Source organism: Advenella kashmirensis W13003, assembly GCF_000506985.1.
In the GTDB taxonomy this organism is placed as follows: Bacteria; Pseudomonadota; Gammaproteobacteria; order Burkholderiales; family Burkholderiaceae_B; genus Advenella; species Advenella kashmirensis_A.
Genome location: NZ_KI650982.1, coordinates 404,978 through 425,428, shown reverse-complemented (window position 1 = coordinate 425,428; position 20,451 = coordinate 404,978). Strand labels below are relative to the sequence as shown.

General features: G+C 50.0%; 13 protein-coding genes, 2 tRNA genes, 3 rRNA genes and 1 other RNA gene. 14 read left to right on the top strand and 5 right to left on the bottom strand.

The genetic code is table 11. From position 1 onward, the window contains the following. The first annotated feature begins 550 nt into the window (after positions 1 to 550). The 10 genes from W822_RS43945 (at position 551) to W822_RS43905 (ending at position 10,764) form a co-directional block, all read left to right on the top strand. Positions 551 to 2,093, top strand: a 16S ribosomal RNA gene (locus tag W822_RS43945). A 192-nt stretch (positions 2,094 to 2,285) separates the two neighbouring features. Further along, a tRNA-Ile gene (locus tag W822_RS43940) sits at positions 2,286 to 2,362 on the top strand. A 12-nt stretch (positions 2,363 to 2,374) separates the two neighbouring features. Further along, a tRNA-Ala gene (locus tag W822_RS43935) sits at positions 2,375 to 2,450 on the top strand. A gap of 486 nt (positions 2,451 to 2,936) precedes the next feature. After that, positions 2,937 to 5,810: ribosomal RNA gene (locus W822_RS43930) — 23S ribosomal RNA — on the top strand. A 247-nt stretch (positions 5,811 to 6,057) separates the two neighbouring features. Beyond that, a 5S ribosomal RNA gene (gene rrf / locus W822_RS43925) occupies positions 6,058 to 6,170 on the top strand. Together the 16S, 23S and 5S rRNA genes with 2 tRNA genes alongside form the textbook arrangement of a ribosomal RNA operon. Before the next feature lie 271 nt (positions 6,171 to 6,441). Beyond that, positions 6,442 to 8,550, top strand: a complete 2,109-nt coding sequence (locus W822_RS0124135) for a type VI secretion system Vgr family protein (RefSeq protein ID WP_051401854.1) — start codon at positions 6,442 to 6,444, stop codon at positions 8,548 to 8,550. Further along, on the top strand, positions 8,551 to 9,267 hold the full coding sequence (locus W822_RS43920; RefSeq protein ID WP_024007184.1) for a hypothetical protein: 717 nt from the start codon (positions 8,551 to 8,553) through the stop codon (positions 9,265 to 9,267). A 4-nt stretch (positions 9,268 to 9,271) separates the two neighbouring features. Next, positions 9,272 to 9,772: a hypothetical protein gene (locus W822_RS43915; protein WP_031243645.1), complete on the top strand. Its 501-nt coding sequence runs from the start codon at positions 9,272 to 9,274 to the stop codon at positions 9,770 to 9,772. 38 nt (positions 9,773 to 9,810) lie between these two features. Next, on the top strand, positions 9,811 to 10,110 hold the full coding sequence (locus tag W822_RS46830; protein WP_024007182.1) for a PAAR domain-containing protein: 300 nt from the start codon (positions 9,811 to 9,813) through the stop codon (positions 10,108 to 10,110). A gap of 339 nt (positions 10,111 to 10,449) precedes the next feature. Then, complete coding sequence (locus W822_RS43905; protein WP_024007181.1) at positions 10,450 to 10,764, top strand: hypothetical protein; 315 nt, start codon at positions 10,450 to 10,452, stop codon at positions 10,762 to 10,764. Between the two features lie 154 nt (positions 10,765 to 10,918). Here W822_RS43905 and W822_RS43900 read toward each other — a convergent pair whose 3' ends face one another. Further along, positions 10,919 to 11,194, bottom strand: coding sequence for an SWIB/MDM2 domain-containing protein (locus W822_RS43900; RefSeq protein ID WP_014751679.1), 276 nt, complete (start codon positions 11,192 to 11,194; stop codon positions 10,919 to 10,921). Positions 11,195 to 11,537: 343 nt separating this feature from the next. Here W822_RS43900 and pyrC point away from each other — a divergent pair, with 343 nt between their 5' ends. Both pyrC and W822_RS43890 read left to right on the top strand, forming a co-directional pair. Continuing rightward, on the top strand, positions 11,538 to 12,599 hold the full coding sequence (gene pyrC / locus W822_RS43895) for a dihydroorotase (RefSeq protein ID WP_024007180.1): 1,062 nt from the start codon (positions 11,538 to 11,540) through the stop codon (positions 12,597 to 12,599). A 92-nt stretch (positions 12,600 to 12,691) separates the two neighbouring features. After that, positions 12,692 to 13,372 (top strand): O-methyltransferase, encoded by a 681-nt coding sequence (locus tag W822_RS43890; protein WP_031243643.1) that lies wholly within the window; start codon positions 12,692 to 12,694, stop codon positions 13,370 to 13,372. Here W822_RS43890 and W822_RS43885 read toward each other — a convergent pair whose 3' ends face one another. Further along, a complete protein-coding gene (locus W822_RS43885; protein WP_024007178.1) occupies positions 13,373 to 15,193 on the bottom strand; it encodes an ATP-binding cassette domain-containing protein in 1,821 nt (606 codons plus the stop codon). A gap of 122 nt (positions 15,194 to 15,315) precedes the next feature. Here W822_RS43885 and rnpB point away from each other — a divergent pair. After that, positions 15,316 to 15,697: RNase P RNA component class A (rnpB, locus tag W822_RS46010), an RNA gene on the top strand. Positions 15,698 to 15,719: 22 nt separating this feature from the next. On the opposite strand, the gene W822_RS43880 is transcribed toward rnpB, so the two are convergent. From W822_RS43880 to W822_RS43870, 3 genes are read right to left on the bottom strand one after another with little or no spacing between them, the layout of a single operon-like run. After that, on the bottom strand, positions 15,720 to 16,676 hold the full coding sequence (locus W822_RS43880; protein WP_024007177.1) for a pyridoxal-phosphate dependent enzyme: 957 nt from the start codon (positions 16,674 to 16,676) through the stop codon (positions 15,720 to 15,722). Between the two features lie 12 nt (positions 16,677 to 16,688). Further along, the gene (locus W822_RS43875; protein ID WP_024007176.1) at positions 16,689 to 17,897 is read right to left on the bottom strand and encodes an MFS transporter; all 1,209 of its coding nucleotides are present in this window, start codon (positions 17,895 to 17,897) and stop codon (positions 16,689 to 16,691) included. Positions 17,898 to 17,950: 53 nt separating this feature from the next. Beyond that, complete coding sequence (locus W822_RS43870; protein ID WP_024007175.1) at positions 17,951 to 18,673, bottom strand: serine O-acetyltransferase; 723 nt, start codon at positions 18,671 to 18,673, stop codon at positions 17,951 to 17,953. A gap of 158 nt (positions 18,674 to 18,831) precedes the next feature. On the opposite strand from W822_RS43870, the gene W822_RS43865 reads away from it, so the two are divergent. Then, a complete protein-coding gene (locus W822_RS43865) occupies positions 18,832 to 20,214 on the top strand; it encodes an aminotransferase-like domain-containing protein (protein WP_024007174.1) in 1,383 nt (460 codons plus the stop codon). Positions 20,215 to 20,451: the final 237 nt, after the last annotated feature.

Genomic DNA, 20,451 nt, shown 5'->3' with positions numbered 1-20,451 from the left:
GTTTCAAACTGATTCATAATAGCGGATTACGCGGTTGAGTTTTCAGGCGGTGTTTTGGAAACGAGATCGGGGGTTGAAGAAAAAAAACTTTCGGTCTGTTGCAAAAAAGCCTTGACAAACAAAACTAGATGCTTCATAATCTCGTTTCTCTGCTGATGACACACAACGGTGTGACGAAGCAAGAGTAAAGAAGTGAAGAGATTTTGAAGTTCTGAAGTAAAGCAGTACAGAATTTAAGTAGTTATGCGAGTCATGCTTTTATTTAGTATGAACGCCGAATGTGACAGCGCAATGTCACCGCTGCCTCCAGTGGGAGTCAGAAGAAAGATGCTCTTTAACAACTAACAGCCGATAAGTGTGGGCGCTTGGAATGAGTGCGCAACATGGTCTATTTGGGGGTACCCGGATAGATTGTGATGCTAACAATATATATTTTAAGCGCTCACTTGAAGAACAGAAGTAAGGTTTATTTAAACATAAACGTTATTTCTTTTGAGTGAAGCAGCGACCATTTACCTTTAAACAGTTAAATGGCAATTAAACAGAGATTAAACTGAAGAGTTTGATCCTGGCTCAGATTGAACGCTAGCGGGATGCCTTACACATGCAAGTCGAACGGCAGCGGGAAAGTAGCTTGCTACTTTTGCCGGCGAGTGGCGAACGGGTGAGTAATGTATCGGAACGTGCCCAGTAGCGGGGGATAACTACGCGAAAGCGTGGCTAATACCGCATACGCCCTACGGGGGAAAGGGGGGGATCTTAGGACCTCTCACTATTGGAGCGGCCGATATCGGATTAGCTAGTTGGTGGGGTAAAGGCCTACCAAGGCGACGATCCGTAGCTGGTTTGAGAGGACGACCAGCCACACTGGGACTGAGACACGGCCCAGACTCCTACGGGAGGCAGCAGTGGGGAATTTTGGACAATGGGGGAAACCCTGATCCAGCCATCCCGCGTGTGCGATGAAGGCCTTCGGGTTGTAAAGCACTTTTGTCAGGGAAGAAAAGGTTTCGGATAATACCTGGAACTGATGACGGTACCTGAAGAATAAGCACCGGCTAACTACGTGCCAGCAGCCGCGGTAATACGTAGGGTGCAAGCGTTAATCGGAATTACTGGGCGTAAAGCGTGCGCAGGCGGTTCGGAAAGAAAGATGTGAAATCCCAGGGCTCAACCTTGGAACTGCATTTTTAACTCCCGAACTAGAGTATGTCAGAGGGGGGTGGAATTCCACGTGTAGCAGTGAAATGCGTAGATATGTGGAGGAACACCGATGGCGAAGGCAGCCCCCTGGGATAATACTGACGCTCATGCACGAAAGCGTGGGGAGCAAACAGGATTAGATACCCTGGTAGTCCACGCCCTAAACGATGTCAACTAGCTGTTGGGCCCTTCGGGGCTTAGTAGCGCAGCTAACGCGTGAAGTTGACCGCCTGGGGAGTACGGTCGCAAGATTAAAACTCAAAGGAATTGACGGGGACCCGCACAAGCGGTGGATGATGTGGATTAATTCGATGCAACGCGAAAAACCTTACCTACCCTTGACATGTCTGGAATCCTGAAGAGATTTAGGAGTGCTCGCAAGAGAACCGGAACACAGGTGCTGCATGGCTGTCGTCAGCTCGTGTCGTGAGATGTTGGGTTAAGTCCCGCAACGAGCGCAACCCTTGTCATTAGTTGCTACATTTAGTTGAGCACTCTAATGAGACTGCCGGTGACAAACCGGAGGAAGGTGGGGATGACGTCAAGTCCTCATGGCCCTTATGGGTAGGGCTTCACACGTCATACAATGGTCGGGACAGAGGGTTGCCAAGCCGCAAGGTGGAGCTAATCTCATAAACCCGATCGTAGTCCGGATTGCAGGCTGCAACTCGCCTGCATGAAGTCGGAATCGCTAGTAATCGCGGATCAGCATGTCGCGGTGAATACGTTCCCGGGTCTTGTACACACCGCCCGTCACACCATGGGAGTGGGTTTTACCAGAAGTAGTTAGCCTAACCGCAAGGGGGGCGATTACCACGGTAGGATTCATGACTGGGGTGAAGTCGTAACAAGGTAGCCGTATCGGAAGGTGCGGCTGGATCACCTCCTTTAAGAGCGAAGCGCACGAAGCGAAAGCGTCCACGCTTATCGGTTGTTAATAAGAACGAGAGTACAGCGGTCTGTGCGCGAAGTGTTTAGTATGTCTGAATGCTTTGTGTATGGATGAACAATCAGGTTTTACGGCAAGTTGGCTTGGCAAGTGGATGAAGATCCATGCGTGGATGCTGACTGGGCGTGAAGTTGGGTCAGTAGCTCAGTCGGTTAGAGCACCGTCTTGATAAGGCGGGGGTCGTTGGTTCGATTCCAACTTGACCCACCAAACAGGTTTGTTGGGGGATTAGCTCAGCTGGGAGAGCACCTGCTTTGCAAGCAGGGGGTCGTCGGTTCGATCCCGTCATCCTCCACCATCATCGATTGTTTTTAAGTTGTATGAAAACGCGTTCTTATTAGCGAACAAACAGAATTTAAGTGCTTCTCTTTTTAGAAAGAGAGTGCTAAAATACTGATCCTTCTGAATTCGGGTTTACCCGAGATTGGATGGAGAAGTTAAGCTTTATTGGCTGTATATGTTCTTTAACAATTTGGAAGAAGCACAACTAAAGTATTCAAAGGGTGCTTATGCGATCCACCAGGGTCGGGTAAGTATTTGATGAAAAATTGGGTTGTGATTGCATTATTTTATGAAGTTCTATTAACTCAAGCTTCATGATCGGGTGCGTCTTCATGTTGACTGTCTGGATGTATTCGGATGGTGGATGTGGGGGAGTATTTGAGAGTGAGGAATGACATTGATGAACGGCACACAAACGCAAAAACTCAGCATGTTCTTACAGTGAAGTCAAAAGGCACTGTGAGGGCGCAGCAGTAAATTCCTATAGCCTACAGTGTTATAGGATCAAGTGACTAAGTGCACATGGTGGATGCCTTGGCGATCACAGGCGATGAAGGACGTTATAGCTTGCGAAAAGCGACGGGGAGCTAGCAAATAAGCATTGATCCGTCGATATCCGAATGGGGAAACCCACTGTCTTTGACAGTATCCTGTACTGAATACATAGGTACAGTGAAGCGAACCGAGTGAACTGAAACATCTAAGTAACTCGAGGAAAAGAAATCAACCGAGATTCCGAAAGTAGTGGCGAGCGAAATCGGAACAGCCTGGACGAGATAGTCACATTGGTAGTTGAACGGGATGGAAAGCCCGGCCGTAGCAGGTGATAGCCCTGTAGACGAAACCTTTGTGGTGGTACTAAGCGTCGAATAAGTAGGGCGGGACACGTGAAATCCTGTCTGAATATGGGGGGACCATCCTCCAAGGCTAAATACTCGTGATCGACCGATAGTGAACCAGTACCGTGAGGGAAAGGCGAAAAGAACCCCGGAAGGGGAGTGAAATAGATCCTGAAACCGTGTGCATACAAACAGTAGGAGCCTCCTTGTGGGGTGACTGCGTACCTTTTGTATAATGGGTCAGCGACTTACATTCAGTGGCAAGCTTAACCGAATAGGGAAGGCGTAGCGAAAGCGAGTCCGAATAGGGCGATTCAGTCGCTGGGTGTAGACCCGAAACCAGATGATCTATCCATGGCCAGGTTGAAGGCACGGTAACACGTGCTGGAGGACCGAACCCACTAATGTTGAAAAATTAGGGGATGAGCTGTGGATAGGGGTGAAAGGCTAAACAAATCTGGAAATAGCTGGTTCTCTCCGAAAACTATTTAGGTAGTGCCTCGCGTATTACTGCCGGGGGTAGAGCACTGTTATAGCTAGGGGGTCATGGCGACTTACCAAACTATGGCAAACTCCGAATACCGGCAAGTACAGCGCGGGAGACAGAGCACTGGGTGCTAACGTCCAGACTCAAGAGGGAAACAACCCAGACCGCCAGCTAAGGTCCCTAAATATTGCTAAGTGGGAAACGAAGTGGGAAGGCATAGACAGTCAGGAGGTTGGCTTAGAAGCAGCCATCCTTTAAAGAAAGCGTAATAGCTCACTGATCGAGTCGTCCTGCGCGGAAGATGTAACGGGGCTAAGCAATATACCGAAGCTGCGGGTGTACGGATTTATCCGTACGCGGTAGGAGAGCGTTCTGTAAGCCTGTGAAGGTGACTGGAGACGGTTGCTGGAGGTATCAGAAGTGCGAATGCTGACATGAGTAGCGATAAAGGGAGTGAAAAGCTCCCTCGCCGTAAGTCCAAGGTTTCCTGCGCAACGTTCATCGGCGCAGGGTGAGTCGGCCCCTAAGGCGAGGCAGAGATGCGTAGCTGATGGGAAGTTGGTTAATATTCCAACACCGTTGTTAAATGCGATGGGGGGACGGATTGCGAAATGTGAGCGGGTGATTGGTTGTACCCGTGACTGGTACTGAGAAGGTGGTTAGGTAAATCCGGCCGCGTAATTCAAGGTATTGGTGCGAAGCGAATTTATTCGTGAAGTCATAGGAAGTGGTCCCAGGAAAAGCCTCTAAGCTTCAGTTTAACAATGACCGTACCGCAAACCGACACAGGTGGACGGGATGAATATTCCAAGGCGCTTGAGAGAACTCAGGAGAAGGAACTCGGCAAATTAATACCGTAACTTCGGGAGAAGGTATGCCCTAGTAGCGTGTTAAAGCGCGAATGGGCCGCAGAGAATCGGTGGCTGCGACTGTTTATTAAAAACACAGCACTCTGCTAACACGAAAGTGGACGTATAGGGTGTGACGCCTGCCCGGTGCTGGAAGGTTAAGTGATGGGGTGCAAGCTCTTGATCGAAGCCCCAGTAAACGGCGGCCGTAACTATAACGGTCCTAAGGTAGCGAAATTCCTTGTCGGGTAAGTTCCGACCTGCACGAATGGCGTAACGATGGCCACACTGTCTCCTCCTGAGACTCAGCGAAGTTGAAGTGTTTGTGATGATGCAATCTCCCCGCGGCTAGACGGAAAGACCCCATGAACCTTTACTGTAGCTTTACATTGAATTGTGAACCGGCCTGTGTAGGATAGGTGGGAGGCGTTGAATTACGGTCGCCAGATCGTAGGGAGCCATCCTTGAAATACCACCCTGGTTTGTTTGCGGTTCTAACCTAGGCCCGTTATCCGGGTTGGGGACAGTGTATGGTGGGCAGTTTGACTGGGGCGGTCTCCTCCCAAAGTGTAACGGAGGAGTTCGAAGGTACGCTAGGTACGGTCGGAAATCGTGCTGATAGTGCAATGGCATAAGCGTGCTTGACTGTGAGACTGACAAGTCGAACAGGTGCGAAAGCAGGACATAGTGATCCGGTGGTTCTGAATGGAAGGGCCATCGCTCAACGGATAAAAGGTACTCTGGGGATAACAGGCTGATACCGCCCAAGAGTTCATATCGACGGCGGTGTTTGGCACCTCGATGTCGGCTCATCTCATCCTGGGGCTGTAGCCGGTCCCAAGGGTATGGCTGTTCGCCATTTAAAGAGGTACGTGAGCTGGGTTTAAAACGTCGTGAGACAGTTTGGTCCCTATCTGCCGTGGGCGTTGGATACTTGACGGAGCCTGCTCCTAGTACGAGAGGACCGGAGTGGACATACCTCTGGTGTATCGGTTGTCATGCCAATGGCATTGCCGAGTAGCTATGTATGGAAGAGATAACCGCTGAAGGCATCTAAGCGGGAAACTCGTCTGAAGATAAGGTATCCCGGGGGCTAGACCCCCCTGAAGGGTCGTTCGAGACCAGGACGTTGATAGGTCAGGTGTGTAAGCGTAGTAATGCGTTTAGCTAACTGATACTAATTGCCCGTGCGGCTTGATCCTATAACTCTGCAGGTTAGGCGTAGATCTGAGGTCTACCCAAACAGCTGCTGATGTTTAGTGTTTAAGTGTCGTTCAAAAAACTGAAGTAAATGAAGTAAATTCGATGATGATCTCTGTCATCATCTGCAGCAACATCAATCACCAACGCAAGATTGAATTCATCCCCAAAAACGAATACGCCAGACTGTGCTTCTTCCAAATTGCTAACGCATAGCAACCAGCTAGCGCTAAGCCATACCAGCTTACGCTTGACGACCATAGCAAGGTGGACCCACTCCTTCCCTTCCCGAACAGGACAGTGAAACGCCTTTGCGCCGATGATAGTGGATGGACATCTGTGAAAGTAGGTCATCGTCAGGCTTTTTATTCCAATCATTCGCCCCGTTTCTCTCTTGAGTCCGGGGCGTTTGTGCGTCTGGAACCTTCGAAATAAGTAAGAAGTGCCCAACTCTGTTCATCCGCAGTAAAAATCAACTCTTTAATGTACTGCGAGTGAATCAGGTTGAAATAGGATGTAAAACTAGGTATCTCAACCTGACAAATTACTTATAATAGACATTATTCGTTATATTCGATTTATAAAAAATAATTTATATAAGGGGTGGGTGCAGCGCAGACCTGCCAGATATAGATGTCTGCAAACATAAAAATATTGGATCCTGATCGCCTGATCAGGGTATCCATTGCGGCTGACGACGCTGAACTGCTGTTCAATTCCATGCAGGGTTCAGATGGTATTTCCACTCTGTCGGATTATCGAGTGAGTCTTCTGAATCGTTCCATGCAGGTCGATGTCAGATCGATGCTTGGAAAGTCCCTGACAATCACAATCCAGACTGCAACAACACCTCGCCACTTGAATGGCCTGGTCGCCGGCTTTGCGCTAGTTGGTCAGGAAGGAGAGGTGGATCGCTACTTCGTCTACGAAGCGCGTGTCGTTCCCTGGTTCTGGTTGACTACACAAAAAAAAGAATTTCGTATCTATCAGGATCAATCGGTACCGGAAACGATCAGGCAGGTGCTGGCACCCTATGGTTATCCGTTTGAGTTTGCTTTGGGAGAAAAGTACGCCCCGCGCACCTACTGCGTGCAATATGACGAGACCGACTTCCAGTTTATCAGCCGCTTGCTGGAAGCCGAGGGCATCCATTATTATTTTCAGCATGAGGAAGACAAGCACATTCTAGTCATGAGTGATGAAGTCCAGAATCACAAGACGGTAGACGGTTATAAGTATGTGCCGTATTTTACAGAAGACAAACTGTCCCTGCCCCAGCAGGATTATATGACGCATGTGGCCGTCTACCAGGATCTGCGATCCGGTCAGTACACAACTAGCGACTATAATTTCAAGGCACCTAATGTTGACCTCAAAACCGGGCAGCATATCAAGCTGGAGCACAGGCATAATGAGAGCGAAGTATATGAGTGGCCCGGAAACTATGCCGATGACCCTCTTGGCGAGCGATATGCTCGCCAACGAATGCAGGAGCAGCATCATGTACGCGATACCAGGACGCTGCGCAGTACGGCTCGCGGTGTCACCACGGGCTCGCTGTTCAACCTGATGTATTGTCCTCGCGTAGAGGAGAACCGTGAATATGTGGTGCTTGGTACACGTTATGACCTGAAAGAAAACAATTACCATTCAGTCAATGTGCAAGGCCTGGCGGGCAGTGGCGCAGAACAGGGGCGTCGATGTCTGTTCGAGCTTACCGTGCAGTGTGCCAAATTACCGTTGCGGCCGCCTCGCACAACACGTAAGCCACGAACGCAGGGGCCTCAGACTGCTGTTGTGGTAGGGCCAGCAGGTAAAGAGATTTGGACCAATGAGTACGGGCAAGTTAAAGTGCATTTTCATTGGGACCGATATGATAAGCGCGATGAAAACAGTTCCTGCTGGATTCGAGTCGCCAGCAGCTGGGCCAGCGGTAATTTCGGTGCCATTCAGGTACCGCGCATCGGTGACGAAGTGATCGTAGATTTTCTGAACGGCGATCCGGACTATCCGATTATCACCGGCCGGGTATATAACGCGGCCATGATGCCGCCGTGGAAACTGCCCGAGAATGCGACACAGATGGGTCTGTATTCGCGCTCTACGCCAGGTGGTGACTATCACACAGCAAATATTATTCGCTTTGAAGACAAGATTGGACAGGAAGAAGTCTTTATTCGAGCTCAGAAGGACATGAATACCGAAATCGAAAATGATGCTTCCAGCATAACCGGCCGTGATTATGTCGAATTTGTTGGCCGCGACCGGGTGACGAAAACCAGAAGAAGTTCCAAGGAAATTGTTGACAAAAATATGAGGACAGATATCGGTGGAAACTCGACAACCACGATAAATGGTGATTTCAAAGTCGTGATCGGTATGTCAAGTGGGCCCAGAGATACAGGAAAGGAGCCCAAGAATGTTTTCTCGGCTTTTTCTGATCATGCCCACGATTTTGCGCTCATGTCCAATGAAAGCAAAGGCAATGGCTCTTATACCTTGAATGTCCGGGGCGATACCTGGAACCGGGCGGGTGGCAATGCCACTGAAGTGGTCACGGGCGATAAAGCTGTCTCGTCAAGGTCGATGATGTTGTCCGCCAGATCAGCTCTGGTCCAGGATGCTCAGGATACGGTTACTATTACCAGCGGGCAGGCTTCGATTCAACTGACTGCGGATGGCACGATCAGGATCAGTGGAACACACATCATTATCAACGGTAAAAGGATAGACTTAAATTAAATGGACTATACCGGCGAAGAGATCGGCTTTGAGGCAAATGTCAACGGTTACAATGCCGATAGCGAAGAAATTCTTTACTATTTACCTCCTGGTGTCAAGGCAGATTCCGTTCCGATCTTTGACGAAGAAGAAAATGCCGTTATAGGATTTCACTGGACGGATCCGTCGGTCCCTAAGGAAAATCAAAGATTTGCGCCTCATGTCACTTATGATATTGAAGGCAAAATCATATCGGAAAGTCATATTTACGACCCTCCGATACAGCCGGTTTATCCGTTAGAGAACGCGATCCTGTTCTTTGTCGGGGGCACGGGCATACGTGCTATTTTCAGTGGCGGCAAATCACTGGTCGTCGGAGGGGGGACCAGGCTGGCAAGAAGCTTTGCGATTGGTGCCGGGTCTGGTCTCATCACCCAGTCTGCCATCACCGCGCTCAAAGTGTCTTTTCGGGTCCTGACAACACGGGAGATTTTTAAATTTACTGCAACGACGCTTCGGCATATGGGTGAAACGGGGCGTTATGTCCCTACACAGATACTCTATCTTGCCTTTCGATATGGAAAAAAAACGCCGGACCCCAAAGGGATTGCTGGCTTGTTCAGATATGAAATCCCGATCAAGACAGTTACCTCAGCAAACGGACAAGTCCGTAACAGAGTGCTGGAGGTGGTCATTCGGGACAAGGATCTAACCATCATGCATTTTTTGTACAAATAATCATATGCGTATTTCTCTTGTAGATCGCCCACTCGCAATGGCTGCCAGCACCTATGATGCGTATTACAATTTTTATTTTAGTATCCTCAGATCACCCGCCGATGCGTCGCCACCTGATCATCCCAGAGATGATTATCGAATTTACATCCATGACAAACAGGGTGAGACGCTGGATGTGATCTGTAATGCTAATGGCGTGATATCGAGCATTGCCTTTCGTCAGCAAGCTGTTAAAACAGCGGTCAATGCCGGTTTTGATGAGCTTTCCGAAGATGGGCCATTGGCTGTTATAGCTGACCCCACAATTGATGTGTATTACGTTGACTCGATTCGGTGCGTGCAGTTCAGCTCCCCGGTCCTGAACGAAGCTGTTCTGGTTTCATTTTCAGACAGTCCTGCGCAGCAGTGGCATCCAATATCGACTGCGGCATTTATGGGTATCGATATGAACAATGCAGCCACGTCATTTCTGTTTTCGAATGTAAAGTTTATTGCAGATGAATGATTTTTTAACGATACCAATTTCTCAAAAAAGGAGCACTTATGTCATCCGCAAGCCGTCTGGGAGATCATGCTTCGGGCCACGACTGCCATTTCCCGCCTACCCCAGCTATTGAAGCTTCGACAGACGTAATCATTGAGGGATTGCCAGCTGTGCGCGAGGGGGACGCTTTCGGTTCCCATGCATGTTCAAGCTGCGACGAGCCGGAGCACTCTCGCCATCTTGCCAGCGGTTCGACCACAGTGTTTATCAACGGTAAACCAGCAGGGCGCGCAGGCGATCCGATCTCGTGCGGCGGAACGATAACGGAAGGATCTGCAACCGTATTTATTGGCGATTGATAAGTTATAACGGGCCGACCTGGGGGTTCAGTGGCAGCACTGGCATAGGTCACAATGGATTGAATGCCAAAATGAACGGGCACGATCCGTATCGCAAGCCATATCATCAGGGGCGATTTCCCAATTGTACGGGAACGGCTCGTACAAGTTTCCATGCATTCAGTAAAATTGCTGACTTTTGCAGATTGAAGATTGGACAATGTCCTGTTGACCACCGCTACAGAATAACCCTTGACTGTCAAGATAATGATCTCAATAAACGGACAGATCCGCAACTGATTATCTCTGAAGCGCCTTAAGAAACAGTGCGATAATGACTCACTTTAAACAGGAGTTGAAATGTCTGAAAATGCGGTTATGAGAGTCGTCCTTCATGCGCCCACGCCAGACGCCCTGCTGCGAGCGCGCAACAACGCCGCCAATTTGCTGCGTGAGGCGCCCAAAGCGCAGATCAAAATCGTGGTCAATGCTCAGGCAGTGGTCGCTGCGCTGGATAGTCCGCATGAGACGCTGGATGCCGCGACTTGGTTGTGCCCCAATACCCTGCAGCGGGCCAATCGTCAGACAAGGGACCCTTTGCAGGTGCTGCCTCATGGTGCGATTCTTGAACTGGCTCAATTGCAGCAGGAAGGGTGGCTGTACGTCCGCGCATAATGCGACATTCTTGAGCATGTATTGCATGTTCTCAATAACGTGCATCCTTCGGTTTTTTTGCATCAGGCAGTTCATCCGCCCATAATGGTGGGAAGGCTGAAAAAAAACGAACCTGCAGGGGTCCGTTTTTTAACAGCGCGTTATGCACAACCGCTTATTTCAAGTGGGTACTGACCAGCTTTGTCATCTCGAACATGCTGACCTGATCTTTACCGAAAATGGGGCGCAGTTTGGCGTCGGCATTGATGTTGCGGCGATTCTTGGGATCCTGCAGATCGTGTTTTTTGATGTATTCCCAGATCTTCTTGGTCACTTCTGTACGAGGTAATGGATCACTGCCGATTACTTGAGCCAGCTCAGCGCTGGGAGTCAGCGGTTTCATGAAAGCTGCGTTTGGCTTACGGGCTGGTTTTTCTGAAGTTGTTGCCATGTTTTTAAATCTCCATAAAGGCGTGTGTATATTCGTACAGGGAGAGGATAACGTGTAATTTGCCTCTTGCATAGTTTTTTTTTCGCCCAAAATATCAAAGTTTACAGTTATTGTTTTTTGGAGGCAAAATCGGCGAAGTTGATAATAATAATAAGCCAAATGCTGTGTGTTGGACCACTTTTTCTAAAATACATATTTGTTAAGAATTATTAGCGTCCTCCACTGCTCCATGAGAGTCGCTATCCTTCAGGAATGCGTCAGACTTGTGCCGCAGTCCGTTCAGACATGAATTTTTCGCGCTGTTTTCTGTATAGTATGGGCACCAAAAAGGACTTCTACTATTATGCTGATTACTGATTCTGCCATTACCCTGATCCAGCCAGATGACTGGCACTTGCATTTGCGCGACGAGGAGGCACTGCAGGCCGTGGTTGCGCATTCGGCGCGCCAGTTTCGGCGGGCGATTGTTATGCCCAATTTGCGCCCGCCAGTGGCCACAGTTCAAGAGGCGGAAGCCTATCGTGAGCGTATATTGTCGGCACTGGAACGTGCAGGATCGGATGCCGCGTCGTTTACGCCGTTGATGACGCTTTATCTGACGGCAAATACGACGTCGCAGGAAATTGCACTGGCGGCCGCGTCCGATTTCGTCCATGCGGTTAAGCTGTATCCGGCCGGTGCCACAACCAACTCCGATGCCGGCGTGACCAATCTGCTGGACCAGTGCGATCAGGCGCTCGCCGCCATGGAAAAACACGGCTTGCCTTTGCTGGTGCATGGCGAGGTGACTGATCCTGCGGTCGACCTGTTCGATCGCGAAGCCATGTTCATTGATACTGTGATGATTCCATTGCGTCAGCGCTATCCTGCGCTCAAGGTGGTGTTTGAACATATCACGACAAAAGACGGTGTTGATTATGTCATGCAGGCTGAGGGGCCGATCGCGGCCACGATCACTGCGCACCATCTGCTGTATAACCGCAATGCCATTTTCACGGGCGGGATCCGTCCGCATTATTATTGCCTGCCGGTGCTGAAACGGGAAACGCATCGTCAGGCGCTGCTGGCTGCTGCGACAAGCGAGAGCGACCGGTTCTTTCTGGGAACGGACAGTGCGCCGCACGCCAAAGGACTCAAAGAACATAGCTGCGGCTGTGCTGGATGCTATACCGCGCTGCATGCGCTTGAGTTATACGCGACCGCATTTGAGCAGGCCGGGCGCCTGGATCGCCTGGAAGCGTTTGCCAGTCTCAATGGTCCGGCGTTTTATGGATTACCGGTTAATACGGAGACGGTTACGCTGGAGCGCAAGGCGTTCGAGATTCCCTTTGCATTGCCCTATGGCGCGACCGAATTGGTGCCGCTGGCTGCGGGCGAAACGCTGGACTGGTCCTTTGCCGGTTGAGTGCGCACAGCTGCCAAATTTAAAACGCACCATCCCAATGGTTTCGCGCAGACAGTCCTGACGGTTTATTTAAATTAACGAGTCAATGTGTTATGAAAATTCAAATTACGCCCGAACGTTATGTTGCGGTTGATGATTATTTCAGTCAGGTGCTGCTGGCGGACGATACGATCCCTGCCAAAGTGCTTGCGCACTGCGAGGCGCACGCCATGCCGGCCATTCAGGTGGCGCCCAATCAGGGCAAGCTGCTTAATTTGCTGGTGCGCATGAAAGGGGCCCGTCGTATTCTGGAGCTGGGTACCCTGGGTGCCTACAGTACGGTCTGGATGGCGCTGGGCATGGGGCAGGATGGCCGGCTGGTCACGCTGGATTTTGACGAGAACTACCTGAAAGTGGCCCGCGAAAGCCTGCGTATTGCCGGGGTCGCGGACCGAGTGGAGATTCGCGTGGGGCGTGCTGCCGAGTCGATGCAGGCGCTGATTGATGAAGGTGCGGCCCCGTTTGATTTTATTTTTCTGGATGCCGATAAAGAGAACAATCCTCAGTATCTGGCGCTCGCCTTGAAGTTGTCCGCACCGGGTACCGTCATTGTCGCAGACAATGTGGTGCGCCAGGGACAGATACTGGACGCACACTCGGATGGCGGCAATATCCAGGGACTGCGCCGGTTCTTTGATGATATGGCAGGCAATGAAAAACTATCGGCCACGGCATTTCAGACGGTGGGCAGCAAAGGCTGGGATGGCCTGTCGGTGGCCATCGTCAATAGCTGATTAGTCGCCTTTTTTGCCTTCCAGCCATTCCCAGCGTTCCAGTTTGGCCAGCAGAGTTTCTTCAATTTCCAGTAAACGCTCGTTGATGCCGGCGGCTTTTTCGGGGCCGCCAGTATACAGGTCGGGGTCCGACAGATGCTGGGTCAGCTCGCTTTGTTCGGTTTCCAGTTCCACAATCTCTTCAGGAATGCGCTTGAGTTCCTGCTGTTCCCAATTGGTCAGGCGGCCAGGTTTGTTTTCCTTGCGTGCCGCCGCTGGCGGGGCAGTGCCTGGACTTTTCGTTGGTGCGGATGTGCCGGCATCATCCTGCCTGATCTGAATGGATGCGGGCCGCTGGGCCAGCCAGTCGTCGTAGCCGCCCACATAATCGCGCCATTGTCCGTCGCCTTCGCAGGCGATGGTCTGGGTGATGACATTATTCAGAAAGGTTCGGTCATGGCTGACCAGCAGCACGGTACCGGAAAACTCCTGCAGCAATTCTTCAAGCAGCTCCAGCGTTTCGATATCCAGGTCGTTGGTGGGTTCGTCCATGACCAGCACGTTGGCCGGACGGGCAAACAGGCGCGCCAGCAGCAGGCGGGCGCGCTCACCACCTGACAGACTGGAAACCGGGGATTGGGCGCGGGCAGGGGAGAACAGGAAATCACCCAGATAACTCATAACATGTTTGCGCTGATTGCCGATTTCGACCCACTCGCTGCCCGGGTTGATGACTTCGGTCAGGGCGGCGTTGTCATCCAGTTGCTCACGCATTTGGTCAAAATACGCGACTGACAAATTTGTTCCCAGCCGGACTGTTCCGCTATCGGGCGCCAGTTTGCCCAGGATGATTTTAAGCAAGGTGGTTTTGCCGGCGCCATTGGGGCCGATAATGCCGATCCGGTCGCCGCGCATGATGGTAGTGGAATAGTCGCGAATGACGGTCTTGTCACCGAATTTTTTGCCGACGTTTTCCAGTTCCGCTACCAGCTTGCCCGAACGCTCGCCAGTGGTTAGCGCAAAGCTGACGTTGCCAACGCGGTCTCGTCGCTCACTGCGCTCACGCCGCAATTGCTCCAGTCGTTTGACCCGGCCTTCATTGCGGGTGCGGCGAGCTTCTACACCCTTGCGTATCCATACCTCTTCCTGCGCCAGCACTTTGTCGAAACGTTCGTTTTGCAGTTTTTCGGCGGCCAGCCATTCGGCCTTATGCACTTGCCACTGGCTGAAAGTGCCAGGGTAGCTGTGCAGTTTGCCGCGATCCAGTTCGACGATGCGTGTCGTGACTGCATCCAGAAAGCGGCGGTCATGGGTAATGACCACGCATGCGCCGCGGTTTTGCAGAATGCGTTTTTCCAGCCAGGCAATGCCCTGAAAATCCAGGTGGTTGGTGGGTTCGTCCAGCAGCAGCAAATCGGGCTGTTCGACAAATGCCCGCGCCAGTGCAATACGCTTGCGCGTACCGCCAGACAAGCCGGCAATCTGACTATCGGGCGACAGCCCCAGTTCTTCAATGATCATGTTGGCGCGTGCCGGCCGCTGCCAGTCTTCCGTGCTCAGGAAATCACCGACGATGGTGTCGTAAATCGTACTGTCTTCGGGCAGCTCGGGTTCCTGTTCGACGGTCATGGAACGCAGTGACCCCAATCGCGAGACTTCCCCGTCGTCGGGCTCGGAGCGACCATCCAGAATACGCAGCAACGACGATTTGCCGGCGCCATTGCGACCGATCAAACCGATGCGATCGCCTTCGGCAATGGTAAGCGATGCGTTATCGAGCAGGGCATGGTGACCGAATGCCAGTTGGGCATTCAGAAGCGTGATGAGGGTATTTGCTGCCATAGGGGACTGCGAACCTGAAGAAATGGGAAATTGAACAATATGCCCATTGTCGCATTATTCCTTGGCCAACTTGGTGATATTGCTGGCGGGCAAGGCATTATCACGGTTACAATACTGGCCGCAGGGAAGGTTGGGCAATCGCGGTACATCGGTATCGAGGAATGTCCGGACTCCGCAGGGCAGGATAGCGGCTAACAGCCGTCCGGCGACTTACGTCGTCGAGGAACAGGGCCACAGAGACGAGACTGGCGCGCGGGCTTAACCGCACTGATACGGCCACTTCCGTATGGCGTCTCCCGAAAGGGAAACAGCGCGTCAGGGTGAAACGCGGTAACCTCTATCCGGAGCAACATCAAATAGGCATGCGTGTGATTCGTCACGAAGGGCGGCTCGTCCAAGCATGCGGGTAGATGGCTTGAGTGCCTTAGTAATAAGGTTGCCAGAGGAATGATTGCCGACCGGGAAACCGGTTTACAGAATCCGGCTTACAGACCTTTCCTGTCTTCTTTTTAAAAATCGTGGATCTTTAACCCACGTTTTGGTGTAGTTTGGCAACAAACTGTGAATCGCAGTGATCCGTTTTCTGACTCGATGCAAGAGTTACAGCCATAAAATCGTCATACCAAAGGCCTGAGTCGTAAGCGATGGTTACGACAGGCGTGTTCTTGTATCGGTTATCAGATTTGATTTTCCGCGCGATGGCGATCGTTGCTGCGCTGCTGTTGCCAACCAATAACCCTGTTTGAAAATAGAACCAGCGTTGTGTTGTCAGGACTTCGTTCGGGTAAATAACATAGACGTCCTTTACTAAATTCCAGTCAAGAAATGGTGCCGGAACCCCGACGGAAGCTCCTTCTATCCTGTGTTCTGAGAACTGTCCCGTACGCATATCGCAACCGGCAGGTTCGACGAGCATGGCCGTAACATCAAAACCTGCTTCACGTAATGCGAGAGAAATACCGGTAAAACTCGCGCCGGTACCGGCACAGCCGACAAATATTACCGCGTCATTGATACCCTCCTGGTGCAGTTGGGACGCCAATTCTGCTCCGGTTAATCGACGATGAGCTTCGACACCCATCTGATTCTGGAATTGATCGGTGTAAAAATAATCTTTTCCAAGTAATTGCTGATGATCAAGGTGGTGCTGAACAACGTCTTTGGGAGTCATCCCTGAAGCAAGCATTTCTTTGCCAATTAAGCGAGCGCCCAAAAATTCCAGTAGATCGCTTTTACGCTTACTGAATGAAAGACCAACCGCAAGGTCAACATCCACACCGTACGTGCTGGAAGCTGCCAAAAGACCAAACCCGAAATTTCCGCCTGTTTTTTCGATGATTGTTGTCTTTCCCGCGATAATCTTGCCGGCCTTTATCGCGTGTTCAATAATATATTGAGCCGCTCGAAATTTATGGCTACACCCTGGATTGTCCAGCTCAGCCTTGACAAAAATTTGATCGACACATCGAATAAGCCGAGTCATGTTTGTCTTCCCTTATCGCTGAGCAGTCGGGTTGCGTTTGAGTATGAGCCCTGAGAAGACCAGCAAAGTTAGACAAATCCCGATGGCTAGAATGTTTGTGCCGTTCCAGCCTAACCAGCTCAGTAAAAACGCAGGCGCAAACGCACCGAGAGTGGCCATGATTGAAATGCCCAGATCATTGATACCTTGCACTCTTACCGAACCTGGTAAGTTTTCAAGTTCTCGAGTGAGTAACGCGCTTCCTCCGACATAGGTGAAATTCCAACCTAAACCCAACGCGATCAGAGAGGCCATCAGCGCGTCATAATCTGAACCTGCGAGGATGTTGATGAGACTGGTAAATATTAATAGGAAAATGCCGGCAAAAATTACCACTCTTAACCCAAGGGTCTGAATCAATATGCCTGTGAAGAAGGATGGCGCAAACATTGCCAATACATGCCATTGAATGGCATGGCTGACATCCGAAAAATGCAGACACATATTTGTTGACATATGCATCGATGACTGAATCATGAGCAGATTCATAATGCCGTACCCGATGGCCGCAACGGCTATTGCCAGTAATACTGTTTTATTCTCAAGAGTGGCTCGAACGACCGATGAACGAAACTGAGAATGATTGGGTTCGTGTAAATGGGTTAAGCTATCTATCGGTTCTTTCACCAATAAATTAAGTATCAGCGAAACAACGGCTAGACCCGTAAAAACTGCGTAGCATGCAGAGAATGCCTGTAATGAACCAAAATCCTTAAAATAAGTCGTCAGCATGGGACCAATGACCGCAGCAATCACGCCGCCCGCTACCACTAAGGAAATCGCTCTGGGTTTCAAATCAACTGAAATATTGTCGGTTGCAGCAAAGCGATTGAAATTTGCGAATGCAATGTAAGTCCCCAGCAACGAGTGCGAAATTACAAGAAGGGAGAAGGCGCGCTCTTGAACGGCTAAAAATCCGACGATTCCCGATGCTGCCAACGGCACTGTCGCAAGAAGAAAGGATTTTTTACGACCGATTTTCGACATCAGTTTGGACGCGGGGTAGGTGATTAACATCACCAACAGAAATTGAAACCCGTACGGTACAGTCGATAATGATGGTTCGGGCGCTAACGAGGCTCCGACTAATGCTGCCATGCTCACTGACATGACGGCGGTTGTCAGATTGACAGATTGTGCCAAAAAATAGAGGTAGGTCTTGAAAGGTAAGCGGGAATTCATGTCAATGTTTCACTATTAATGATTTCTGTCTCGTGGTTTTTCAAAAGTACAAATCAAGCGTTCCTTGTTTTGCCTGATTTGTTTTCCCCCATTGTTTGAGGTAAAGCAATCTGGATGAAAGGTTTGGCTGTTACTTTGGCTCCATCCAGAATATCTTCTGTGACAATGCAGTTGGGCCCTATAAAAACATCATCACCAATCCGAATCCGTCCGAGCACTGCTGTAAATGCGCCAATTTGTACCCGGTTCCCAATAATCGGATGTCTGGCACAACTGGGGTTGGTACTAATGCCTCTTGCCCCCAGAGTGACGCCGCCCAAGAAATAACAGTCGTCGCCGACAATAGAGGTTTCGCCTATTACTGTTCCGAATCCGTGGTCGAGAATGAAGCGCTCTCCGATTTTGCTCCGGAAGTGAATTTCTGCCCCTGACATCTTTTTACCTCTTTTGAAAATCATCGCAGGTAATGCATCATCCAAATATATGCGGTGATTGGTTTCTTTGGCCTGATGTACCCAATGCGAAATACGGTAATGGAGCACGGCAGAAAATGACGTATATGTATCGAGAATGAGGATCGGATCAGACTGTGCTGCAGGATCCTTTTCTGTGAACGACAGAAGATCGTCAGTGACTTTCGGAACGATGCTTTCAATGGCGTTCTTACTTATGAGTTTTGAATAATCTTTACGACTGGCGCATTTTTGTAAAGCTTCCAAAATGGAAATCTCAACATAGCCATGCAAATCGCAAGCCTTTATTTTGGTATTTGACACAGTACAACCCATCTCCTTCCAAATCCGATTTTTGCTTATAACGGGATACTTTGTTTTTAATCGCATTTTGTCGGATTGCTTAGTCGTTGTCTCGCACAGTGGGTATGGTATTCTGCGAACTGTTAGGTAATTTGGTCAAACAGTAGAAGGTTTTTCGAGTGGACTTGTCTGAACTGCTCAAACAGCGTGTGCTCAGTGGAGAATGGACAAAAGGACAGCGCTTGCCATCTGTCCGAAAAATGGCGCTTGATAGGGGAGTGAGTCATCATGCCGTTGTTTGTGCTTATGCGCGGCTGGTAAGCGAAGGGTTAATTGAAGCCCAACAGGGCCGAGGTTATTTTGTGTCCAATTGGATCGGTTTCCGGGACAAGCCACTTTCGTTGAGTACTTCGATGGCCGGTAACGATGAGCCTCTGCTCAAGCTGTTGCAAGCTCCGCCAGAGCAATTTAAGCTCGGTTGTGGCTGGTTGCCGATTCCGTGGCGAGACACTGATGTGTTTGCCCGAGCGATTCGTAAAGTAGCAAGATCTGGCCAAAGTGCACTGTTTGAGTACGGCGATATTCAGGGCTATCTTCCGCTCAGGAATCAATTATCCGTCCATTTATATAAATCCACCCAGATTGACATATCTCCTAATCAGATACTGACGACGTTGGGCGCTACACAGGCATTAGACCTTGCGTCGCACTTGTTGATTAAGCCAGGAGATCGTGTGCTTGTGGATGAGCCGTGTAACGCGAATCTGATTAAGCTCATTCATTTGTATGGGGGCGTGCCGATTGGAGTGCCTCGCGTATCCGATGGCCCAGATGTTGCTGTGCTGGACAGGCTTTTACAGTCTCACAAGATCAAGGCATTTTACTGCAATACCAATTACCACAATCCTACCGGTGCCTGCCTCACACCCCAGGTCGCTTTCAAGGTTTTAAAACGCGCCGTCGAGCATGATTTCATTATCGTGGAGGACGATGTCTATGGCGATTTTTTCGCTGGACCTCGACAGACTTTTGCACAATTGGATGACATGGAGCATGTCATTTACATTAACAGTTTCTCCAAGTCGCTTTCTGCATCGTTGCGTATTGGTTATATGGCATGCTCGGCTCGATTAATAGAGCAGCTACTTCGCTTGAAGCTGCTCACATCCGTTGCGGTTCCGGGCTTCTGCGAGCGATTTGTTAACGCTATATTGGTAGATGGTGCATATTCCAGGCACATACAAACAATTCAACGTCAGTTAATGGTACGCCAGAAACTCACGCAGAAGTCACTGAAAAAATACGGCTGGGAGTTTGAAATTGAACCTGATGGCGGAATGTTTCTGTGGATAAGTCACCCCGACTTCCCCGATTTATCTCCATATCTTCAATATCTGGAAAAAGAGGGGATTCTGCTGATGCCCGGATCTGCCTTTTCGGTTGCTCACCGTTTCGAATGTTTTGCACGGCTAAATGTTGCGCACTTCACAAGGGAGGTCAGCCCTTTTTTCGACACGAGAGGGGTTAAAGGAGTGTCTCCGACGCATCTGGGCGAACGTTAATCTGCATAATAGTTACAACTATCTATAAATGCTAATAATTATTCCGAAATTAGCGGCTGTTCCTGACGTATTTCTGTAATTAATTTTAACCCCCTGATTTTTATACGAAAAAATTTCGCGCGATGCGCGAAGTTGGCTAAGTCTTTGTTGTGATTGATAAAAGTCACGAAATAGCACTTGACCATTTGCGCACATTCACTTAAAGTGGGAAAAAGTAGGATTTTGTGCAAAATTGTG

What these genes read in the sequence shown, in the direction of transcription:
- W822_RS0124135 (WP_051401854.1), top strand. Translation starts at nt 6,442, where the DNA reads ATGTCTGCAAACATAAAAATATTGGATCCTGATCGCCTGATCAGGGTA.
- W822_RS43920 (WP_024007184.1), top strand. Translation starts at nt 8,551, where the DNA reads ATGGACTATACCGGCGAAGAGATCGGCTTTGAGGCAAATGTCAACGGT.
- W822_RS43915 (WP_031243645.1), top strand. Translation starts at nt 9,272, where the DNA reads ATGCGTATTTCTCTTGTAGATCGCCCACTCGCAATGGCTGCCAGCACC.
- W822_RS46830 (WP_024007182.1), top strand. Translation starts at nt 9,811, where the DNA reads ATGTCATCCGCAAGCCGTCTGGGAGATCATGCTTCGGGCCACGACTGC.
- W822_RS43905 (WP_024007181.1), top strand. Translation starts at nt 10,450, where the DNA reads ATGTCTGAAAATGCGGTTATGAGAGTCGTCCTTCATGCGCCCACGCCA.
- W822_RS43900 (WP_014751679.1), bottom strand. Translation starts at nt 11,194, where the DNA reads ATGGCAACAACTTCAGAAAAACCAGCCCGTAAGCCAAACGCAGCTTTC.
- pyrC (WP_024007180.1), top strand. Translation starts at nt 11,538, where the DNA reads ATGCTGATTACTGATTCTGCCATTACCCTGATCCAGCCAGATGACTGG.
- W822_RS43890 (WP_031243643.1), top strand. Translation starts at nt 12,692, where the DNA reads ATGAAAATTCAAATTACGCCCGAACGTTATGTTGCGGTTGATGATTAT.
- W822_RS43885 (WP_024007178.1), bottom strand. Translation starts at nt 15,193, where the DNA reads ATGGCAGCAAATACCCTCATCACGCTTCTGAATGCCCAACTGGCATTC.
- W822_RS43880 (WP_024007177.1), bottom strand. Translation starts at nt 16,676, where the DNA reads ATGACTCGGCTTATTCGATGTGTCGATCAAATTTTTGTCAAGGCTGAG.
- W822_RS43875 (WP_024007176.1), bottom strand. Translation starts at nt 17,897, where the DNA reads ATGAATTCCCGCTTACCTTTCAAGACCTACCTCTATTTTTTGGCACAA.